23 protein-coding genes and 2 tRNA genes are annotated in these 20659 nt (G+C 57.7%); 24 read left to right on the top strand and 1 reads right to left on the bottom strand.

What is annotated here, in order from left to right; translation table 11 throughout:
• Positions 1-4: 4 nt before the first annotated feature.
• The 7 genes from pgsA to B9Z41_RS06195 all read left to right on the top strand — a co-directional run bounded on the left by pgsA (position 5) and on the right by B9Z41_RS06195 (position 5219).
• Positions 5-568, top strand: a complete 564-nt coding sequence (pgsA, locus tag B9Z41_RS06225) for a CDP-diacylglycerol--glycerol-3-phosphate 3-phosphatidyltransferase (RefSeq protein ID WP_100146177.1) — start codon at positions 5-7, stop codon at positions 566-568.
• A 5-nt stretch (positions 569-573) separates the two neighbouring features.
• A complete protein-coding gene (locus B9Z41_RS06220) occupies positions 574-1461 on the top strand; it encodes a DMT family transporter (protein WP_100146176.1) in 888 nt (295 codons plus the stop codon).
• Positions 1462-1477: 16 nt separating this feature from the next.
• Complete coding sequence (locus B9Z41_RS06215) at positions 1478-2563, top strand: tartrate dehydrogenase (protein WP_100146175.1); 1086 nt, start codon at positions 1478-1480, stop codon at positions 2561-2563.
• A gap of 235 nt (positions 2564-2798) precedes the next feature.
• Positions 2799-3071: an HU family DNA-binding protein gene (locus tag B9Z41_RS06210; protein WP_100146174.1), complete on the top strand. Its 273-nt coding sequence runs from the start codon at positions 2799-2801 to the stop codon at positions 3069-3071.
• 16 nt (positions 3072-3087) lie between these two features.
• Positions 3088-3163, top strand: a tRNA-Val gene (locus B9Z41_RS06205).
• A gap of 68 nt (positions 3164-3231) precedes the next feature.
• Positions 3232-5130 (top strand): SurA N-terminal domain-containing protein, encoded by a 1899-nt coding sequence (locus B9Z41_RS06200; protein WP_100146173.1) that lies wholly within the window; start codon positions 3232-3234, stop codon positions 5128-5130.
• 13 nt (positions 5131-5143) lie between these two features.
• A tRNA-His gene (locus tag B9Z41_RS06195) sits at positions 5144-5219 on the top strand.
• 305 nt (positions 5220-5524) lie between these two features.
• On the opposite strand, the gene B9Z41_RS06190 is transcribed toward B9Z41_RS06195, so the two are convergent.
• Positions 5525-5704 (bottom strand): hypothetical protein, encoded by a 180-nt coding sequence (locus B9Z41_RS06190; RefSeq protein ID WP_100146172.1) that lies wholly within the window; start codon positions 5702-5704, stop codon positions 5525-5527.
• A gap of 175 nt (positions 5705-5879) precedes the next feature.
• On the opposite strand from B9Z41_RS06190, the gene B9Z41_RS06185 reads away from it, so the two are divergent.
• From B9Z41_RS06185 to B9Z41_RS06105, 17 genes are all read left to right on the top strand, one after another.
• Positions 5880-6794: a polyprenyl synthetase family protein gene (locus B9Z41_RS06185; protein ID WP_100146171.1), complete on the top strand. Its 915-nt coding sequence runs from the start codon at positions 5880-5882 to the stop codon at positions 6792-6794.
• A gap of 37 nt (positions 6795-6831) precedes the next feature.
• Positions 6832-8046 (top strand): methyltransferase, encoded by a 1215-nt coding sequence (locus B9Z41_RS06180; protein WP_100146170.1) that lies wholly within the window; start codon positions 6832-6834, stop codon positions 8044-8046.
• Positions 8047-8083: 37 nt separating this feature from the next.
• On the top strand, positions 8084-9037 hold the full coding sequence (bchC, locus tag B9Z41_RS06175) for a chlorophyll synthesis pathway protein BchC (protein WP_100146169.1): 954 nt from the start codon (positions 8084-8086) through the stop codon (positions 9035-9037).
• A complete protein-coding gene (locus B9Z41_RS06170; protein ID WP_100146168.1) occupies positions 9034-10038 on the top strand; it encodes a chlorophyllide a reductase iron protein subunit X in 1005 nt (334 codons plus the stop codon). Before bchC ends, B9Z41_RS06170 begins: the two co-directional genes overlap by 4 nt.
• 35 nt (positions 10039-10073) lie before the next feature.
• Positions 10074-11627, top strand: a complete 1554-nt coding sequence (bchY, locus tag B9Z41_RS06165) for a chlorophyllide a reductase subunit Y (RefSeq protein ID WP_100146167.1) — start codon at positions 10074-10076, stop codon at positions 11625-11627.
• The gene (gene bchZ / locus B9Z41_RS06160; RefSeq protein ID WP_100146166.1) at positions 11624-13129 is read left to right on the top strand and encodes a chlorophyllide a reductase subunit Z; all 1506 of its coding nucleotides are present in this window, start codon (positions 11624-11626) and stop codon (positions 13127-13129) included. Before bchY ends, bchZ begins: the two co-directional genes overlap by 4 nt.
• Before the next feature lie 143 nt (positions 13130-13272).
• Complete coding sequence (gene pufB, locus B9Z41_RS06155) at positions 13273-13416, top strand: light-harvesting antenna LH1, beta subunit (RefSeq protein ID WP_081499349.1); 144 nt, start codon at positions 13273-13275, stop codon at positions 13414-13416.
• Positions 13417-13460: 44 nt separating this feature from the next.
• Complete coding sequence (locus tag B9Z41_RS06150) at positions 13461-13685, top strand: hypothetical protein (protein ID WP_100146165.1); 225 nt, start codon at positions 13461-13463, stop codon at positions 13683-13685.
• A gap of 10 nt (positions 13686-13695) precedes the next feature.
• Positions 13696-13905 carry a light-harvesting antenna LH1, alpha subunit gene (pufA, locus tag B9Z41_RS06145; RefSeq protein WP_100146164.1) on the top strand — a complete coding sequence of 70 codons (210 nt, stop codon included), beginning with the start codon at positions 13696-13698 and terminating at the stop codon, positions 13903-13905.
• Positions 13906-13988: 83 nt separating this feature from the next.
• Positions 13989-14825: a photosynthetic reaction center subunit L gene (pufL, locus tag B9Z41_RS06140; RefSeq protein ID WP_100146163.1), complete on the top strand. Its 837-nt coding sequence runs from the start codon at positions 13989-13991 to the stop codon at positions 14823-14825.
• Between the two features lie 48 nt (positions 14826-14873).
• The gene (pufM, locus tag B9Z41_RS06135; protein WP_100146162.1) at positions 14874-15851 is read left to right on the top strand and encodes a photosynthetic reaction center subunit M; all 978 of its coding nucleotides are present in this window, start codon (positions 14874-14876) and stop codon (positions 15849-15851) included.
• Positions 15848-16927, top strand: a complete 1080-nt coding sequence (gene pufC / locus B9Z41_RS06130; RefSeq protein WP_233202560.1) for a photosynthetic reaction center cytochrome PufC — start codon at positions 15848-15850, stop codon at positions 16925-16927. The genes pufM and pufC overlap by 4 nt, the downstream gene beginning before the upstream one ends.
• A 32-nt stretch (positions 16928-16959) precedes the next feature.
• Positions 16960-17775 carry a hypothetical protein gene (locus tag B9Z41_RS06125; protein WP_233202558.1) on the top strand — a complete coding sequence of 272 codons (816 nt, stop codon included), beginning with the start codon at positions 16960-16962 and terminating at the stop codon, positions 17773-17775.
• Positions 17768-19300, top strand: coding sequence for a 1-hydroxycarotenoid 3,4-desaturase CrtD (gene crtD / locus B9Z41_RS06120; protein WP_100146161.1), 1533 nt, complete (start codon positions 17768-17770; stop codon positions 19298-19300). The genes B9Z41_RS06125 and crtD overlap by 8 nt, the downstream gene beginning before the upstream one ends.
• Entirely contained in the window at positions 19297-20160 is an 864-nt protein-coding gene (locus tag B9Z41_RS06115; protein WP_100146160.1) for a carotenoid 1,2-hydratase, read from the top strand. Before crtD ends, B9Z41_RS06115 begins: the two co-directional genes overlap by 4 nt.
• A 104-nt stretch (positions 20161-20264) precedes the next feature.
• On the top strand, positions 20265-20417 hold the full coding sequence (pufB, locus tag B9Z41_RS06110; protein ID WP_019429105.1) for a light-harvesting antenna LH1, beta subunit: 153 nt from the start codon (positions 20265-20267) through the stop codon (positions 20415-20417).
• An 11-nt stretch (positions 20418-20428) separates the two neighbouring features.
• Complete coding sequence (locus B9Z41_RS06105) at positions 20429-20626, top strand: light-harvesting protein (protein ID WP_100146159.1); 198 nt, start codon at positions 20429-20431, stop codon at positions 20624-20626.
• The last annotated feature ends 33 nt before the right edge of the window (positions 20627-20659 follow it).

The raw sequence follows: 20659 nt of genomic DNA, 5'->3' as shown, positions 1-20659 counted from the left end.
GCTTATGTGGACCATTCCCACTTTGATGACTTTGACCCGAATCGTGGCGATTCCGCTGATCGTGGGGCTGTTTTATTTGCCGATGGACAAGGCAGATCAAAACCTTTGGGCGACGGTGATGTTCGTGGTGTTCGCCTTGACCGATTGGCTGGATGGTTACTTGGCGCGCAAGCTCAATCAAACATCTGCTTTTGGTGCCTTCTTAGACCCGGTGGCCGACAAGTTTTTGGTGTGTGCCAGTTTGCTGGTGTTGGTTCATTTGGGGCGTGCTGATGTGTTGGTGGCTTTGATCATCATTGGTCGTGAGATTGCCATTTCGGCCTTGCGTGAGTGGATGGCACAAATTGGCGCCTCGCGCAGCGTGGCCGTGCATGTGCTGGGCAAGCTCAAGACGACGGTACAGATGGTGGCGATTCCGTTTTTGCTGTTTGATGGCATGTTGTTTGGCGTCATTGACACGGCGATGTGGGGCTTGGTGCTGATTTGGATTGCCGGTGTCTTGACCGTGTGGTCGATGGTGTACTACCTGCAAAAAGCCTGGCCAGACATATTGCGCCACGCCAAATAATCTTTATGGGAGATCAGCACAAGCTGGCCTGGTTGCGTGTCATGCCCGTCGTGTTTGTGGGCATCTGGAGCACCGGTTTTATCGTGGCGCGCTATGGCATGCCCAATTCGCCGCCGTTTACCTTTTTGGCGTGGCGTTACTTTTTCTCGATTGCCTGTTTCTTGGTGTGGATCCGCGTGGCTCGTGTTCAATGGCCTCAAGGGCGGGCGCAATGGGGGCACTTGGCTGTCACGGGCGTGTTGATGCACGCAGGCTACTTGGGGGGCGTGTGGGCTGCCGTCAAAGTGGGGATGGGATCGGGCTTGTCTGCCTTGATTGTCGGCTTGCAACCCGTGCTGACGGCGGTGTGGTTGTCCTCTCGCGGTGGTCATGTGTCACGTCGGCAGTGGTTAGGTTTGTTGCTCGGATTTTTAGGTTTGGCACTGGTTTTGGCGCGCAAATTTGAAGGTGGCGTGGAGGTGAGTGCATGGAGTTTGACGATGGCCACCATGGCTTTGCTGTCCATCACCACCGGAACCTTGTACCAAAAACGCTATGTCACGCCGTGTGATGTGCGCAGTGCCAACACAGTGCAACTGATGGCCGCTTTGTTGGTGACTTTGCCGATTGCATTGATGGAAACAGAGCAGGCGCAATGGAATGGCGAGATGGTTGGCGCGATGGCTTGGTCTGTGGTGGGGCTGACTCTTGGCGGGAGTTCACTGCTGTACATGCTGATCCAACGCGGCGCTGCGGCTTCTGTGACAAGTCTGATGTATCTGGTGCCTCCCACCACGGCGGTGATTGCTTGGTTTTTGTTTGGTGAAGCGATCACCTTCGTGACAATCGCTGGCATTGCGCTGACGGCTTTGGGCGTCAGCTTGGTGGTGCGTCCACCTAAAATTGACGCTTGATTTTTAAAGGTTGAAGATGAGTCAAAAACGAATTGCGGTCATTGCTGGCGACGGCATTGGCAAAGAGGTGATGCCTGAGGGTATCCGTGTGATGGATGCTGCTGCGCGCAAATTTGGCATTGATTTGAAGTTTGACCATTTCGATTTTTCGAGCTGGGACTATTACGAAAAGCACGGCCAGATGTTGCCTGACAACTGGAAAGACCAAATCGGTGGCCACGATGCCATTTACTTTGGTGCCGTGGGCTGGCCTGAAAAGATTGCAGACCATGTGTCGCTGTGGGGCTCTTTGCTGATGTTTCGTCGTGAGTTTGACCAGTACATCAACTTGCGCCCAGCGCGCTTGATGCCCGGCATCATTGCTCCCGTGGTACGTCGCGATGGCACGCCACGTCAGCCGGGTGAGATTGACATGTACATCGTGCGTGAAAACACCGAGGGTGAGTATTCCAGCATTGGTGGGCGCATGTACCCAGGGACAGAGCGCGAAATCGTGATGCAAGAGACGGTGATGTCGCGCATTGGCGTGGACCGTGTGCTGAAGTTCGCATTTGAATTGGCGCAAAGCCGCCCCAAAAAGCATTTGACCAGTGCCACCAAATCCAACGGCATTGCGATCACCATGCCTTACTGGGACGAGCGTGTGGTGGAGATGGCCAAGGGCTACCCCGGTATCAACGTCGACAAATTTCACATCGACATCTTGACCGCACACTTTGTGCAACGTCCTGATTTCTTTGATGTGGTGGTTGCCAGCAATTTGTTTGGCGACATCTTGAGTGACCTGGGCCCCGCATGTACCGGTACCATCGGTATTGCGCCCAGTGCCAACTTGAATCCAGAAGGAAAATTTCCTTCGCTGTTCGAACCTGTGCATGGCTCTGCCCCCGATATTGCAGGCAAAGGTTTGGCCAATCCGATTGGTCAAATTTGGTGCGGTGCCATGATGTTGGAATTCTTAGGACACAAAGATGCGCACGATGCAGTGCTTGCCGCGATCGAAAAAGTGCTCGATCCCAAGAGTGGTGCGCCTAAGACGCCAGACATTGGTGGGACCGCGCGCACCAGCGATGTGGGCAAAGCAATTGCTGAAGTTTTGTGAGATTTCTATCATTCGCAATTTCATCAAATCACTTAAAAAAACGACTAGAATCCGCTGCCACGCTGCGATGCCCGGTGTTTGTCTGATTGACACCCACAAGGGCCATGGCTCTAATGCCAACAGCAGCGTCACTGCCAACGCAGACTGTTTCTGAGACAAGATCAGTGATCTTTTCTTAGGGTTAAACCAGCTGTAAATTTTGATCAACATCACATCTCATTGAGAGGGGATTTTTGTGAATAAGACTGAACTGATTGAGCACATTGCCAAGCACGCTGACATTTCCAAAGCTGCGGCTACCCGTGCTTTGGAGTCCACCATTGGTGCTGTGAAGACCACCTTGAAAAAAGGCGGCACGGTTTCTTTGGTTGGTTTTGGTACTTTTGCTGTGGGCAAGCGTGCTGCACGTACGGGTCGTAACCCCCGTACTGGCGCTGCGATCAAAATCAAAGCAGCCAAGGTGCCAAAGTTCCGTCCAGGCAAAGGTCTGAAAGACGCTTTGAACTGATCTTCGGATCAAGGATGGGTGCTTAGCTCAGTTGGCAGAGCGGCTGCCTTACACGCAGTAGGTCGGCGGTTCGACCCCGTCAGCACCCACCACTTTCGAATAAGGCGAACACCACAGTTCGCCTTTTTTATTGATACCCAAAGTATGTCGAGTTCACAGCATGTTTGATTTTGTCCGTCGCCACACCCGGATCATGCAGTTTTTGCTGTTCCTGCTGATCTTTCCATCGTTTGTTTTGTTTGGCATCGATGGCTACAACCGTTTTCGTGAAAAAGGCGAGGCCGTCGCTTACGTGAATGGACAAGAGATCACCCAGTCCGAGTGGGACAACGCGCATCGTGCGCAGGTCGAACGCATGCGAGCGAGCATGCCCAACGTGGACGTGAAGGTGTTTGACAGCCCCCAGGCCAAATACAGCACGCTGGAGCGCTTGGTGCGAGATCGCTTGTTGCAAGCTGCGGCCAGTCAATTGCGACTCGGCGCCAGTGACCAGCGTTTGGCCACTGAGTTGCAACAAAACCCCAGCATTGCCGCATTGCGTCGCGCCGATGGCACGTTAGACATGGAGCGCTATCGCCAGCTATTGGGCAGTCAGGGTATGACGCCAGAGTCTTTTGAAAACCAAGTCCGGGTTGACTTGGCATCACGCCAGGTCATGGCAGGTGTAGGGGTGACGAGTTTTGCGCCTGCTGCATTGGCCGATGTGACGCTGAATGCTTTTTATGAACAACGCCAAGTGCAAATTGTGCGCTTTGCTGCTGCTGATTTTGTGACCAAGGTCAGCCCAAGCGATGAGGACTTGCAGGCGTATTACAAAGCCCACGCAGATCGTTTTCAATCCACGGAGCGTGCCGATGTGGAATATGTGTTGCTGGACTTGGCTGCTTTGCAAAAAGGCATTGCAGTGCCTGAAGCTGAGCTCAAAACCTATTACGAACAAAACCAGTCGCGTTTGGCCGCACTCGAAGAGCGTCGGGTTAGCCACATTTTGATTGGTGCAGACAAATCCATGCCTTCTGCTGAGCGCGACAAAGCCCGCGCCAAAGCGCAAGAGTTGTTGGCCTTGGTTCAACAGTCGCCTGACAAGTTTGCAGACTTGGCTCGTAAAAACTCACAAGACCCTGGCTCTGCAGCCAAAGGGGGCGACTTGGATTTCTTTGCCCGTGGTGCCATGGTCAAGGCTTTTGAAGATGTCGCTTTCTCTTTGAAAAAGGGTGAGACCAGTGGGGTGGTGGAAACAGAGTTTGGTTTTCATATCATCCGTTTGACAGACATCAAGCAACCTAAAGTCAAGAGCTTTGAAGAGCAACGCCCGAGCTTGGAAGCTGAGGTGCGCCGTCAGTTGGCACAACGCAAATTTGCTGAGGTGGCCGAGCAATTCACCAACATGGTGTACGAGCAGTCGGACAGCCTCAAGCCCGTTGCTGAGCGCTTGAAACTTGACGTGTTGACGGCGAAAAACTTAAGCCGTGAGCCTGCAGAAACAGCTACCGCGCCTTTGAATAATCCCAAACTGTTGGCGGCCGTTTTTTCTGCTGATTCAATTGAGAAAAAGCGCAACACCGAAGCGGTGGAAGTTGGAGCCAACCAGTTGGCTGCTGCGCGTGTGATTCAGTACAGCCCGGCACGCACACTGCCATTGGATGAGGTCAAAGCCCGTGTACGTCAACAATGGGTGGCAGAGCAGTCTGCTGCACGCGCTCGCCAAGAGGGCATTGCCAAGTTGGCTGAGTGGAAGGCCAATGCAGACACGGCCAAACTGCCTGCTGCACTGGTGATCTCGCGTGAGCAAACTCAGCAACAGCCCAGTGCGCTGGTTGAAGCCGCCTTGCGCGCTGATGCTCAAAAACTGCCAGCTTGGGTGGGTGTGGACCTCGGCACGAGTGGGTATGCCGTTGTTAAAGTGGAAAAAATCATGTCACGTGAGGGGGCCGCAGCTCAGAATCGTGATCGAGAACGTGCGCAATACGCCCAGTGGTGGGCATCGGCAGAAGGTTTGGCCTATTACGGCTTATTGAAAGAAAAATTCAAGGTGGAGATCAAAACTCCTCGGTTATAATATTGCCTCTACGGTGGCTGTAGCTCAGTTGGTAGAGTCCAGGATTGTGATTCCTGTTGTCGTGGGTTCGAGCCCCATCAGCCACCCCAAATAAAGCAAGCACTTAGAGCGGAAACGCCTAAGTGCTTTTCTTTTGGCCGTTCTCCATGTGACGATGGATGTCACTGAATTTCAGAGATGAGTTTGGCTGTGATTAAAACGGCCAAACTATGAAAGGTCGAGAGGACAAGTCCATCTCAACCAGCACATACAAACAGTTCTTTGCTGTCCCCACATGTATGTGAAGCCGCCTTTCCATCTCTGATCGGGGGGGCTCGGCATGCAATCGTCGCTCAACTAAGTTGTTTGTCCTCAACCGTACTGCGTTGACCGCAATTCGCTGCTCACCCTAAGCTTAGGTGGTTTCGTTTTGAGTGTTGGCGTCTGTCGTTTGCGTCGATGCCGCCTCCTTGCGAGTTTGCTCCAAAGCCCGCTGCTGACGAGTTTTTTCTTGTGCCTTGCGCACATCGTGCATTTGCCAAAAAGCAAACACAAATACCAACCCAAAAATACCTAACTCCAACCAAATGCCCATGGTGCGCCCCCTTGGGTGGGCATGGTAGCTGGGCTTGGTCGCGCATGGTGATTCTGTAATTTTGTGTTCATCATGAGGGTTGGTGTCAATTAGGATTGACAGCAAAAATATTAAGACTATATTGACACTTGTATTTGTCAGTTTCAGTTGACAAGTCTTCCGTATCGGAGGTTCCATGAGTTTATTGACACGCACCGAGCAAGCCTTGCGCATCCATTTCGAGCAAGCGGTGGGGGACGGGGCCCCGCCGCGTTTGGTCGCCGCGATGCGGCATGCGGTTTTTTCGGGAGGAGCCCGCATTCGGCCCCAGTTGTGCATGGCGGTGGCTGCTGCATGCGGTGACGATGCGCCCGAGTTGACCAATGCCGCTGCGGTGGCCCTGGAGCTGATGCATTGCGCTTCGCTGGTACACGACGATATGCCTGCTTTTGACAATGCCGACACCAGGCGCGGTCGCCCCTCTGTGCACAAGGCATTCAGCGAACCGCTGGCGTTGCTGGCTGGGGACGGACTGATCGTCATGGCCTATCGGGTCATGCTGCAAGCCGGAGCTCCGCACACCGAGCGACTTTTGACCTTGATGAACAACTTGACGCAGGGCGTGGGCTTGCCCCATGGCATCGTGGCTGGTCAGGCCTGGGAGTGCGAAATCAGTGCCGACCTGGGGCGATATCAAAGGGCCAAGACCGGAGCGTTGTTCGTTTCAGCGACCCGCGCGGGCGCACTCAGCAGTGGCCATCCCCCCGAACCTTGGACACCCCTGGGGGCGTATTTGGGTGAGGCGTATCAAGTGGCAGACGATATCCGGGACGTGATCGCCGATGCTGCCAGCTTGGGCAAGCCAGTTGGTCAGGACGTGTTGCATGCGCGGCCCAGCTCAGCACAAGCGCTAGGCCTGGAAGGGGCCATCGCACATTTTGACCGCCTGATTGACCAAGCGGCTTCATCTATCCCTCCTTGCTCTTACCGTGACATGTTGTGTCAGTTGGTGCAGCACGAAGCTGAACGCTTGGTGCCCAAGGCGCTGTGCGATGGTTATTTCAAAGCTCATGCGAGCTTGGCCTCTGGCCGAGTCAGCACGCCGCACTGAGCGCGGGCTGAATACCTCCTCACGCGAAAGAATCCACATGTCTCAGCCACTCGATCTGACCACTGTCGCCGGCCATCGTGCGAGGACCACATTCAAAGACCTCTGGCAAGCCCAGCTTGAGCGCTGGTATGCGCATCCGGGCTTGTACCGGTGGTCTTTGAGCAACCCTTTGACCCGCTGGCTCACGCGCCGGCGCACACACAAGCTGTTTGACCTCATGTCCGGTTTTGTGCACAGCCAAGTTCTGCTGGCGTGTGTGCGTCTGGACTTGTTTCGGGCCTTGCACCATGCTCCCGCCGATCTGGCAGAGCTAGCGCGTCGCACAAAGCTCGCTCCCAGTGTTTTGCAGCGCTTGCTCCTGTCTGCCGTGGCCTTGGGCCTGTTAGAGCAACGCAGTCATGGGCGTTATGGCCTCGGTCCCTTGGGCGTGCCACTCGCACAACATGAGGGCATTGCTCAAATGATTGAGCACAACCATTTGCTCTACCAAGACATGCAGGACCCATTGCACTTCTTGGGCGACGCTTGGCGCGGTGGCATGGCCGATTACTGGCCCTATGCGCATGTCAAATCCGCACCCACACCTGACGCGAACGGTGTAGACAAGTTCACCCGGTACTCCGAGCTGATGGCGGCCTCTCAAGGCTTTGTGGTGCAAGAGATTTTGTCGTCGTATTTTTTTGGCGAACACCGCTGCGTACTCGACGTGGGGGCAGGCCGGGGTCGGTTTGTGAGCGAGTTGGCCGTGCATGCGCCACACCTGAACTTCATGATGTTTGACTTGCCCCCCGTGCTGTCGTTGGCGCGCGAAAACCTTCAAGCCAAGGGCTTGAGTGATCGGGTCAGCCTGCACCCGGGAAGTTTTCTGGATGACCCTTTGCCTCAAGGGGCTGACCTCATCAGCTTGGTCCGTGTGGCCCACGACCACCCCGATGCCGTGGTGCGTCAGATTTTGCAAAAAGCCTACGACGCCTTGCCTGTCGGGGGCACTATTTTGGTGGCCGAGCCGATGGCCCTGTCCGAGCCTGGAGGGGGCTCAAACGACGCCTCGGTCGATGCTTATTTCCATTTTTATCTGCTGGCCATGGGGGATGGACGCCTGCGCACCCCGCAAGAGTTGATGGACATGATCAAAGCGGCTGGCTTCACCCATGTCGAGCGGGTGCCCAACGCCATGCCCATACACGCCCAGATACTTTTGGGGCGTAAATCTAAGTGTTTACCCGTTGGTATTGAAAAAAGTGTCAATTAACTTTGACATATGACAATGTAAGGTAAAGAATACAGCTATGAAATCTCAAGCCGTCGTTTTCAACAGCCCCAAGCAATTGAGCTTGCAGGCCTTGGACTTGCCTGATTTGCAGGCTGGGCAACTGGAGGTCGCCGTCGAATACAGCGGCATCAGCACCGGGACCGAGCGCATGCTTTGGGACGGCAGCATGCCGCCATTTCCAGGCATGGGATACCCCTTGGTGCCGGGCTACGAAACGGTGGGTCGTGTGGTTCGTTCGGCCACAGACACCGGCGTGCAAGAAGGGCAGCGCGTCTTCGTGCCAGGTGCCAACTGTTTTTCTGGTGTCAAAAGTTTGTTTGGGGGTGCGGCTTCACGCTTGGTGGTCACGGCTCAAAAAGTCATGCCAGTGGCCGACCATTTGGGTGCCCAGGCTGTGCTGCTGGCGCTGGCTGCCACGGCCTACCACGCGGTGTCTGGTGGTGGGCAGCAAGAACCCTTTGCTGCGCCAGAGCTGATCATTGGCCATGGCGTCATGGGCCGTTTGCTGGCGCGTCTGACCGTGGCTGCCGGGCTGCCAGCACCTACCGTGTGGGAAACCCAGGCCGCGCGTTTTGCGGGTGCCCAGGGCTACACCGTGATTCAACCGCAAGACGACCCGCGTCGCGACTATGCCGCGATTTACGACGTGAGCGGTGACGGCAGCCTGCTTGACAGTCTGATCCAGCGCTTGCGCCCCGGCGGCGAACTGGTGCTGGCTGGTTTCTACAAACAAGACCTGAAATTTGCCTACGCCCCAGCCTTCATGCGTGAAGCACGCATGCGCATCGCTGCCGAGTGGAAGCGCCCCGATTTACTGGCCGTCAGCGAGCTGGTGCACACCGGTCGTTTGTCCCTTGACGGTTTGATCACCCACACCCAGCCATCGACACAAGCTGGTTCTGCCTACGAGACCGCCTTCGGAGATGCGAGCTGTCTCAAGATGATCCTGGATTGGAGTGCTTCCGCATGAACACCGACACCACCACACAACCCATCAAGTTCGTAGAAGTTCTGCGCCGTGAGGCCGATGTCGAGCCCGACACCGTGAGCACGAGCGAAGTGACCAAAGAGACGCAAATCATTGCGATCTACGGCAAGGGCGGTATTGGCAAAAGCTTCACGCTGGCCAACCTGTCTTACATGATGGCCCAGCAAGGCAAAAAAGTGCTGCTCATCGGTTGCGACCCCAAGAGCGACACCACCAGCTTGCTGTTTGGCGGCAAGGCCTGTCCCACCATCATCGAGACCTCTTCGCGTCTGAAGCTATCGGGCCAAGCGGTCAGCATTGGCGACGTGTGCTTCAAGCGCGATGGTGTGTTTGCCATGGAACTCGGCGGCCCTGAAGTCGGTCGTGGCTGCGGCGGACGCGGCATCATCCACGGCTTTGAAACGCTCGAAAAACTGGGCTTTCACGACTGGGGCTTTGACTACGTGCTGCTCGATTTTCTGGGCGATGTGGTGTGCGGTGGCTTCGGTTTGCCGATTGCCCGCGACATGTGCCAAAAAGTCATCGTGGTGGCCAGCAACGACTTGCAGTCCCTGTATGTGGCCAACAACGTGTGCTCGGCGGTGGAGTATTTCCGCAAGCTCGGTGGCAACGTCGGCGTGGCAGGCATGGTCATCAACAAGGACGACGGCACGGGCGAAGCCCAGGCCTTTGCCAGCAACGCTGGCATTCCGGTGCTGGCCTCCATTCCGGCCAACGAAGACATCCGCCGCAAGAGCGCCAGCTACGAAATCATTGGCCGCCCTGATGGTGAATGGGGCCCGCTGTTTGCCGAGTTGGCCAAGAACGTGGCCGAGGCGCCACCCCAGCGTCCCAAGCCACAAACGCAAGACCAATTGCTGGGCTTGTTCAGCGCCGATGTGGTGGGCCGCAATGTGGTGCTTGAACCTGCCACCGTGTTTGACATGGTGGGCAAAGACGAAAACATCAAACCCTCGCTGGAAGTGGTCTACGACGCTGCCTAAACGCAGCAATACAAGACACCTCACAGGAACAGCTCATGACACGCACCATCCCGATTCACCCAAGCCCGCAAGCTGCCAACCCAGCAGGCCTGCAAGGCGACGGCATGGGTTGCCATGCTGGCACCGAGGCCATGGTGGCCGCTGCCAAAGAGGCAGGCAAATCCGACGTGCTCGATCAATACGCACGCGATTACCCGCGCCAGCCAGACGCTGGTCCGCACGATCAGCCACAGAGCATGTGCCCCGCTTTTGGTTCGCTTCGCGTGGGCTTGCGCATGAAACGCACGGCGACTATCTTGTCGGGCTCGGCATGCTGTGTGTATGGCCTGACGTTCACCTCGCATTTCTACGGTGCGCGCCGCAGCGTGGGCTACGTGCCCTTCAACTCTGAGTCACTCGTCACGGGCAAACTGTTTGAAGACATTCGTGAGGCCGTGCATGCGCAAGCTGATCCGGCTCAGGTCGACACGGTGATCATCATCAACCTGTGCGTCCCCACCGCCAGTGGGGTGCCTCTGCAACTGTTGCCCAAAGAGATCAACGGCGTGCGCATCATCGGCATCGATGTGCCGGGCTTTGGTGTGCCCACCCACGCAGAGGCCAAAGATGTGCTGGCGGGTGCGATGTTGAAATACGCCCGCGAAGAAATCATCAGTGGCCCGGTGGCCGCACCGCGCGCCGGACGTGGCAGCAAGCCCACCGTTGCATTGCTGGGCGAAATGTTCCCGGCCGACCCCGTCATCATTGGGCAGATGCTCGAACCCATGGGCTTGGCCGCAGGCCCCGTGGTCCCCACACGCGAATGGCGTGAGCTGTATGCCGCGCTCGACTGCAGCGTGGCTGCCGCCATCCACCCTTTTTACACCGCCAGTGTGCGCGAGTTCAAAGCTGCGGGACGCCCCGTGGTGGGCTCCGCGCCTGTGGGTCTAGAAGGCACGCAAGACTGGTTGCAAAACATTGGGCAGGCCGCTGGTTTGGCGCAGTCTCAGATTGATTTGTCGCGCAACCAAGCCCTGACGCAAATGCGTGGCCTCTTGATGCAAAAGCCAATTTCAGGCCGCATCACGCTCAGTGGCTACGAGGGTTCTGAATTGCTGGTGGGCCGCTTGCTCATCGAGTGCGGTGCCGACTTGCGTTACGTGGGCTCGGCGTGTCCGGCCACAGAGTGGAACGCGCACGACATCGCTTGGTTACAGGCCAAGGGCGTGCAAGTGCAAATGCGCGCTTCACTGGAGCAAGACCTTCACGCCATGTACGAGTACCGGCCCCAGTTGGCCATTGGTACGACACCGGTGGTGCAAATCGCCAAGCAAAACAGCGTGCCCTCGCTGTACTTCACCAACCTGATTTCTGCGCGTCCTCTGATGGGCGTGGCGGGTGCGGGTTCCTTGGTGCAGGTGGTGCAGGCGGCTATGGGCAACCAAAGCCGCTTCGACGCGATGAAGAGTTTCTTTGGCGACGTGGGCGCAGGCCATGCGGCGGGCATCTGGGAGTCCGTGCCCAAAGATCGCCCAGAGTTCAAGACCGAAACCCGCCGCCAGCTGGACAAGCTGTTGAAAAAACGCAAAGCCGAGGAGATGGGGTCATGAGCCAGCCAAATCTGCCCAAGTCGCCCTTGATCCTCGACCACGACCGTGCAGGCGGTTACTGGGGTGCGGTGTATGTGTTCACCGCCATCAAGGGATTGCAAGTGGTCATCGACGGCCCTGTGGGTTGCGAAAACTTGCCTGTCACCTCTGTGCTGCATTACACCGATGCACTGCCGCCGCATGAACTGCCCATTGTGGTGACGGGCCTGGCCGAAGAGCAACTCGGCCGAGAGGGCACCGAAGGTGCCATGAAACGTGCCCACGCCACACTCGACCCCGAACTCCCTGCCGTGGTGGTCACCGGCTCCATCGCCGAAATGATTGGGGGTGGCGTGACACCTGAGGGCACCAACATTGCCCGCTTTTTGCCACGCACCATTGACGAAGACCAATGGCAGTGTGCCAACCGCGCCATGTATTGGTTGTGGAGCGAGTACGGCTTGCGCAAAGTGCCTGCCCGCAAACCATTCGCCGAGCGACCCGCAGGTGAAAAACCCCGCGTCAACATCATTGGCCCCTCATACGGCACCTTCAACAGTGCCAGCGACTTGGCCGAAATTCGCCGCCTCGTTCAGGGCATTGGGGCCGAGGTCAACATGGTGTTCCCCCTGGGCAGCCACTTGGCCGACGTCTCGCGCCTCGTTGAGGCCGATGTGAACATCTGCATGTACCGCGAATTTGGCCGCATGTTGTGCGAGGCGTTGGAGCGCCCCTACCTGCAAGCCCCCATTGGCATGCACAGCACCACGCAGTTTTTACGCAAGCTCGGACAGTTGCTCAACCTCGATCCAGAGCCTTTCATCGAGCGTGAAAAACACACCACCTTGAAGCCACTGTGGGACTTGTGGCGTTCGGTCACGCAAGACTTCTTTGCCACCGCCAGCTTTGCGGTGGTGGCTGGAGAGACCTATGCACGCGGTCTGAAAAATTTCCTTGAATTTGAGATGGGCCTGCCTTGCCGTTTCAGCGTTTCGCGCACCGCAGGCACCAAGACCGACAACGCCACCGTGCGCGAGTTGGTCAAAACCCAAACGCCGCTGATCATGTTTGGCAGCTACAACGAGCGCATGTACCTGAGCGAGATCTCGGGGGGCAGTCCCATGCGCGCAGCGTTCATTCCGGCGTCGTTTCCGGGCGCCATCATCCGCCGCCACACCGGCACGCCCTTCATGGGGTACAGCGGCGCCACCTACGTGGTGCAAGAAGTCTGTAACGCGCTGTTCGATGCCCTGTTTCACATCCTGCCCTTGGCCACCGAGATGGACAAAGTCGAGGCCACGCAAGCGCGTGGCGTGGCACCCCCCAATGCCAACTGGCAAGACAAGGCCCAGCAGCGTTTGCGCGATGTGGTGCAAAGCCAGCCGGTGCTGGTGCAAATTTCTGCGGCTAAGCGTTTGCGCGATCAGTCAGAGCAACTGTCGCAAGCACAAGGCCTGAGCGAAGTGACCGAAGACCACGTCAACGCGGCCAGCCGCGAACTCGGTTTGGGAGTGGCGGCATGAAGGTCGACACACGTTTTTACACGCCAACGGGTGGCGCAAAGCGCGGCCCCTTGTTCAAGATGTCGTGGCCTTTGGCTGCGGATGCCTATCTGCGCGGGCTGTGCGCATCCCGGGCCGCAAGGCCTCGTTAACAGGAGCAAAAAATGTCCACAAAGACATCTATTTCCGGACTCACCGATGAGGAAGCCCAGGAGTTCCACCATTACTGGATGCAAGGTGCCGTAGGCTTTACAGCGGTCGCTGTATTGGCGCACATCTTGGTCTGGGCGTGGCGTCCCTGGTTCTGATTCAGAGCCTGATTTTTAAACCCTAGATTGACGGAGACACTGTCATGCAAAACACAAGCCATCTCAATGAGGACCATCCGCGCGAGGATGAATCTCAAGCGTATTGGACTATTTTTTTCATCAGTTTCGGATTTCTCTTCGCGCTCGTCGTACTGGCCAAACTGGTCGGCGTTCAGTGGCGTGATCTGTTGCCTGGTGCAGAGGATGCCAAGAGCATGAGCCATGGCGTGAAAGCTGCGGTGTACACCTTCATGTCCAACATCACTTAGGAGATTCACCATGTGGAGAATTTGGCGACTTTTCGATCCTTTGCGTGCCATGGTATTGCAAGGCATTTTCTTGTTTGGTTTGGCCGCGATGATTCACCTCATCTTGCTCAGCACGAACAAATTCAATTGGCTAGACGGCGCGAAAAAACCCGTAGCAGCATCGGCGCAAAACTCGCCGTTGCCGACTTCGGTGGCTTCGCTCACCTTGCCCAAGTCCTGATCCAGGACTTGCCGTTCAGATGCCGTCATTGAACCCGTGTCAATGCGGCATCTGTTGATCCACTGAAGCAGGAGGACCCAACCATGGCCATGCTAAGTTTTGAGAAAAAGTACCGTGTCCGCGGAGGTACCCTGCTGGGTGGTGATTTGTTTGACTTTTGGGTCGGACCGTTTTACGTCGGCTTCTTCGGCGTGACAACCTTGTTCTTTTCGTTCCTGGGCACGGCGCTCATTTTGTGGGGAGCCTCACAAGGCCCGACCTGGAACCTTTGGCAGATCAGCATCGCACCGCCTGATTTGTCTTACGGCCTTCGCCTTGCGCCTCTGATGGAGGGCGGGCTTTGGCAATTCATCACCGTTTGTGCGTTGGGGGCCTTCGGCTCTTGGATGATGCGTGAGGTCGAAATCTGTCGCAAGCTGGGCATGGGCTATCACGTCCCTGTGGCTTTCGGTGTCGCGATTTCAGCGTACTTCACGTTGGTGGTGATTCGCCCTGTGCTCATGGGCGCTTGGGGTCACGGTTTTCCGTATGGCATCTACAGCCACCTCGACTGGGTGTCCAACGTGGGCTACCAGTACCTGCACTTTCATTACAACCCGGCGCACATGATTGCCGTGAGTTTCTTCTTCGCCAGTGTGTTTGCCTTGTCGCTGCACGGTGGCCTGATCCTCTCGTCTACCAACCCCACACCGGGCACCGTGGTCAAGACCCCCGAACACGAAGACACGTTCTTCCGCGACATCATCGGTTACTCGATCGGCACTTTGGGTATCCACCGCTTGGGGCTGTTCCTGGCCTTGGCCGCCGTGCTGTTCAGCGCCTTGTGCATCGTGCTCAGCGGCCCCTTCTGGAGCCGTGGCTGGCCTGAGTGGTGGAGCTGGTGGCTGAACATGCCGATCTGGTCCCAGTGGCCCGTCTGAGTTGGACTGCACACACAGACCGAATCCAAAGAATTGAGGAGACAGCCCATGGCCGACTATCAAAACCTATTCACCACGGTGCAAGCCGTGGGACCTGTACACCAAGGGGTAGCCCTTGGGCATGGCAACAGCCCACGCACTGGACAACCCCTGCTGAGCTATTGGATTGGCAAGTTGGGCAATGCCCAGCTTGGGCCGATCTATTTGGGGGGCCTTGGCTTGGCTTCTCTGTTTTGCGGTCTGATCGCGTTCACCTTGATTGGCATGAACATGCTGGCCTCGGTCAACTACGACCCGATCCAGTTTGTGCGTCAGCTGTTTTGGCTTTCCCTCGAGCCACCGCCTCCGAGCTACGGGCTGAGCATTCCACCGCTCAACCAAGGCGGCTGGTTCTTGATCGTGGGCTTGTTCTTCACAGCCTCGGTGATGCTGTGGTGGGCGCGCACCTACCGCCGTGCGGTGGAGCTGGGCATGGGCACGCACATCGCGTGGGCTTTTGCTGCGGCCATCTGGTTGTTCCTGGTGTTGGGCTTGTTCCGTCCGATCCTGATGGGCTCTTGGGGCGAGGCCGTGCCTTACGGCATCTTCCCCCACTTGGACTGGACGGCGGCTTTCTCACTGCGCTACGGCAACTTGTTCTACAACCCCTTCCATGCCCTGTCGATCGTGTTCTTGTATGGCTCCGCCTTGCTGTTTGCCATGCACGGCGCCACCATTTTGGCGGTGACCCGCTTTGGTGGTGAGCGCGAGATTGAACAAATCACCGACCGTGGCACAGCCTCCGAGCGAGCTGCCTTGTTTTGGCGCTGGACCATGGGCTTCAACGCCACCATGGAGTCGATCCACCGCTGGGCGTGGTGGTTTGCGGTGCTGTGTCCCATCACCGGTGGCATCGGCATTTTGCTGACAGGCACCGTGGTGGACAACTGGTACTTGTGGGCTATCAAGCATGGCGTGGCACCACCTTATCCCGAAATTTTTCCAGCGATGGTTGACCCCGCGCTGGCTACTGGAGTGAAGCCATGAGCACACACACCATGACCTCTTGCAGCCCACGCTTGCGCACCCCATGGGCGGCGCGTCTGTTGCAAACCATCGGCCTTGCGCTGGCCGCTTTGTTGTTGAGCGGGTGTGAGCGGCCCAGTCCCGAATCGGTGCAAAGCGGCTACCGCGGTACTGGCATGGTGCAGGTCTACAACGTCCGCTTGCTGGACGCGAAAACCGAGAAGAACCAACCGCCCATGGCCATTCCTTCGCCCGGCTCTGACGGCCCGAAGGCATCACAGGTCTACAAAAATGTGAAGGTGCTGGGCAACTTGAGTGTGGGCGAATTCAACCGCCTGATGGTCTCTATGAGCAGTTGGGTGGCACCTGAAGAAGGTTGTGCCTATTGCCACCAGCTGCCCAACTTTCAAGAGGACAGCAAGTACACCAAAGTGGTGGCGCGCAAGATGATTCAGATGACGCAACACATCAACGCCGACTGGAAACCCCACGTCGCAGAGACGGGTGTGACGTGCTACACCTGCCACCGCGGCCAGCCTGTGCCCAGTGCCATCTGGTTCAAGTCCGATCCTCAGCCCAAAGGCGCCAACTTCATCGGCGACAAGGCGGGGCAAAACACGCCTTCGGCCGTGGTGAATTTGTCCTCGTTGCCCAACGATCCGTTCACACCATTTTTGTTGGGTGAGGAAAAAATCCGCGTCAATGGGCCGACCGCGCTGCCGTCTGGTAACCGCCAGTCGATCAAGCAAGCCGAGTGGACCTATGGGTTGATGACCCACATGTCAACGTCTTTGGGCGTGAATTGCACCTATTGCCACAACACCCAGTCGTTCCAAAGCTGGGAGAAAAGTCCGCCTCAGCGCACGACGGCTTGGCATGGCATACGCATGGCGCGTGATCTCAATACGAGCTACATGGAATCTTTGACCGACGTGTTCCCAGACCATCGCAAAGGCCCCACGGGTGATGTGCCCAAGCTCAACTGCGCCACGTGCCACCAAGGGGCCTACAAGCCGCTCAACGGGGCACCGATGGCCAAGGACTTTCCTGAGTTACTCAAACCGGCTTTGGTAACCACCAAAGTTGCAACCAAATAGCCGTCCTCAGCCAACTTGCCGGACGCCCCGTCATGGACACCCTTGCACCTCTTCACGACCCCTTGTCAGGCGTGGTGGTCGTGTTGCTTGCTGATTTTTTGCGACAGCATCAGGGGTGGGGTTGGTTACGCTTGGTGGCAGGCGCATCCCCCTACAAAGAAGTGCCGGGCTTGACGGCTGCCAAGGTCATGGGCAGTGGCCACGGTGGCGGCTTTAGCTTGCGGCCCAGTGCCACCCACCAAGGACTCATCTGTACGTTCACGCACTTTGACTTGGCCATGAAATTTCTCGGCAGTGCTTGGGTGCAGGCCTACCGTGACCGTGCCCGTGAACTTTGGAGCGGTGTGCTGAGCGTGCAATCGGCCAGAGGCCAATGGGACAAACAAGCCTGGCTCGCCACTGCGCCCGACGCACTGGATGGACAAGTCGACCCACAGGGTCCGTTGGCGGTGTTGACACGGGCCAGCATTGTGCCCACCAAAGCCATGGCTTTTTGGCGTTATGCACCCGCGGCACAAGCCGGACTCAGCCAGTCCAAAGGCTGCTTGTTGTCCATGGGGTTGGGCGAGGCACCGTTGGTGCGTCAATGCACTTTCAGCCTGTGGCAAGACACGGCGTCCATGTTGCAGTACGCCCATCAGGGCGCGCATCAAGTGGCCAGCGCCGCAGCCTACAAGCACCAGTTTTTTTCGGAATCGATGTTTGTGCGCATGCAGGTTCTTCACATGTCCGGCGTTTGGCAAGGCCGGGCTTTGGAGATGCCAAGCGCACCCGCACGCGCCGATGCATTGCCCTTGCCAACGGAGCCCGCTTTGGGTTTGCATGACTTGGAGCCCAGCCATGTCTGAGCACAAGGTGGTCATTGTTGGGGCGGGTATGGGCGGCTTGAGCAGCGCCTTGTTGCTGGCGCATCAGGGCCTGGATGTCACGGTGGTCGAAGCCGCGGGCGAGCCCGGTGGCAAAGTGCACAGCCGTGAGGTCGACGGTGTGGCCATCGACAGCGGGCCCACGGTGTTCACCATGCGTTGGGTGTTTGACGCCTTGCTGCACAGCGTGGGCACCAGTGTCGAAGCAGAGATGCAGATCACGCCTTTGCAGGTGTTGGCACGCCACTTCTGGCCCGATGGCAGCCAGTTGGATTTGTCTGCCGATGCGCGCCTCAGCGAAGCAGCCATTGCCGCTTGGTCGGGTGGTGACGAGGCGCGGCGTTTTCAAAAATTTTGCCAAACCACGCGCGCGCTGTATGCCGCGCTGGAAGGGCCGATGATCCGTGCTCAGCGCCCCAGCATGGGCGGCTTCATGGGGGACTTAGGTTTCAAAGGCTTGGGCGTGCTGGCCCAACTTGGCCCCATGCGCAGCCTGTGGCAGCAGCTGGGCCACCAATTCACCGACCCACGCTTGCGCCAATTGTTTGCCCGCTACGCCACCTACTGCGGCTCATCGCCTTGGCAGTCGCCTGCCACCCTCATGCTGATCGCTCAGGTTGAGATGGATGGTGTCTGGTCGGTACAAGGCGGCATGGTCGGCATGGCTGAGGCGCTGGTCCGCGTGGCCCGCCGCCGTGGCGCGGTGTTTCGTTATCACAGCACGTGTCAGCGCATCGAAAAGCGTCAGGGCAGGGTGTGTGGCGTGCGCTTGCAGTCGGGCGAGTTTTTGCCCGCAGACCGTGTGATTTTCAATGGCGATGCCGCTGCTTTGCGACAAGGTTTGTTGGGTGACGAAGCGCGCCAAGCTGTACCTAAAGCATCGCCGCCGAGGTCTTTGTCGGCCTTGACGTGGTCCATGCACACCGCGACAGAAGGGGTGGCACTTGACCGCCACAACGTGTTTTTTCAAAACACTTACGCCAGTGAGTTCGAGGACATCTTCGAGCGCCAGCGCCTGCCGCAACAACCCACCGTCTATGTCTGCGCACAAGATCGGCCTGCGCCACTCGCACTCGGCCAAGCCGAGCGCATTTTTTGTTTGGTCAACGCCCCTGCCAGCGGTGATGGCAATGCGATCACTGAGGAGGCTTTAGAACAATGCCAAACACACACCTTTCAACACCTGCGTCAGCTGGGCTTGCAATTGCAACCCACGGCGACTCACAGCCTGCGCGCCACGCCGCAGGATTTCCATCGGCGTTTTCCAGCCAGTGGGGGAGCCCTGTACGGGCAGGCGACGCACGGCTGGACCAGCATCTTCAGCCGACCTGGCTCCAACACGCCCCTGCCGGGCCTCTTTCTGGCTGGGGGCAGCGTGCATCCGGGGCCGGGCGTGCCGATGGCGGCCTTGTCCGGGCAGCGGGCGGCCGAGGCCCTGATGGCGAGCCTCGCTTCGACCAGCATGTTCCAGATGGGGGCTACCTTTGGTGGTACGTCGACGCCATGAGTGACGACGGCCAACACGGCATCACCCTCATCGCGTTTGTGGGCAGCGTGTTCTCGCCTTATTACGCCTGGGCTCGCCAACGTGGCCGTGCAGACCCAGACAACCATTGCGCATTGAACGTGGCCCTCTACAGCAAAGGCCATGGACGTTGGGCGATGACCGAGCGAGGTCACAGACAGTCGGCGCGCAGTGCCCAAGCGTTCGTCATTGGTCCGAGTCAGTTGCAGTGGGACGGCGACTGTTTGACCATCGACATCAACGAGGTGTGCGTCCCGCTGCCTCGGCGCATCCGAGGCCGTATCAAGCTGTGGCCTCAACACCTGTGCGCCTTCTCGACGCGTCTCGATGTGTTTGGCCGACACCGCTGGGGACCTTTGGCGCCAGCGTCGCGGATTGAGGTCGAGTTGAGCTCGCCCGATCTGAAGTGGCAGGGCCATGCTTACTTGGATTCGAACGAGGGCGACGAACCCATCGACCAAGGCTTTCACACCTGGGACTGGTCGCGTGCCCGCATGCGTGATGGCAGCACCTTGGTGTTCTACGACATGCAAGCCCCAAACACACAAGATCGCGTGCTCTCGCTGCGCTTCACGCCCAAAGGCAAGGTGGAAACCACCGACACGCCGCCGGTTCAACGCTTGCCCAAAACGGGTTGGCGCATTGATCGGCGTATGCGCAGTGAGCAAGCTGTTCAGGTGCAAGAGCAACTCGAAGACACGCCCTTTTACCAGCGCGCCTTGCTGCAATTTGATCACGCAGGTGAGCCCTTGCTCGCCTTCCACGAAACCTTGTCGGTGCCGCGTTTGGTGTCACCGGTGGTTCAAGCCATGCTGCCTTGGCGCATGCCGAGGCGGGCTTGAGATGAACACGCTTGAACTCGCTTTCAAGGCAACCCCATTCCTGGCCATGGTGGCCTTGAATAGCCCTCGTGCGGGCCGTGCACGTCTTCTGCAAGGAGAAAACTATGTCTAACTCAGACAAAGTCTGGCCAACGGGACTGACCGAGGCCGAATCGGAAGAGATTCACCGCAATCTCATCCAGGGCACGCAGATATTCGGCATGATTGCCGCATTTGCCCATCTGCTGGCCTACATCTATTCACCCTGGCTCAAGTAAAGGAGAACCTCATGATCTATTCGAAAATGTGGTGCGTGGTGAAACCATCGGTTGGGATCCCTGTGTTCATTGCTGCTGTGGCGATCTCGTCCTTCAGCGTGCACTTGGCGCTGACCATGAACACCAGCTGGGTGAAAAACTACCTCAACGGTGGTGCCAAAGTGGTCGCTGTTGCGCCTGCGGCGGCCGATGCCACGGTGAAGAAGTAGCGGGTGCTACCCGTCGAACGGCCAAGCGCGCAA

Source organism: Limnohabitans sp. JirII-31 (assembly GCF_002778315.1).
Classification (GTDB): Bacteria; Pseudomonadota; Gammaproteobacteria; order Burkholderiales; family Burkholderiaceae_C; genus Limnohabitans.
This window is presented reverse-complemented; position numbering and strand designations above follow the sequence as displayed.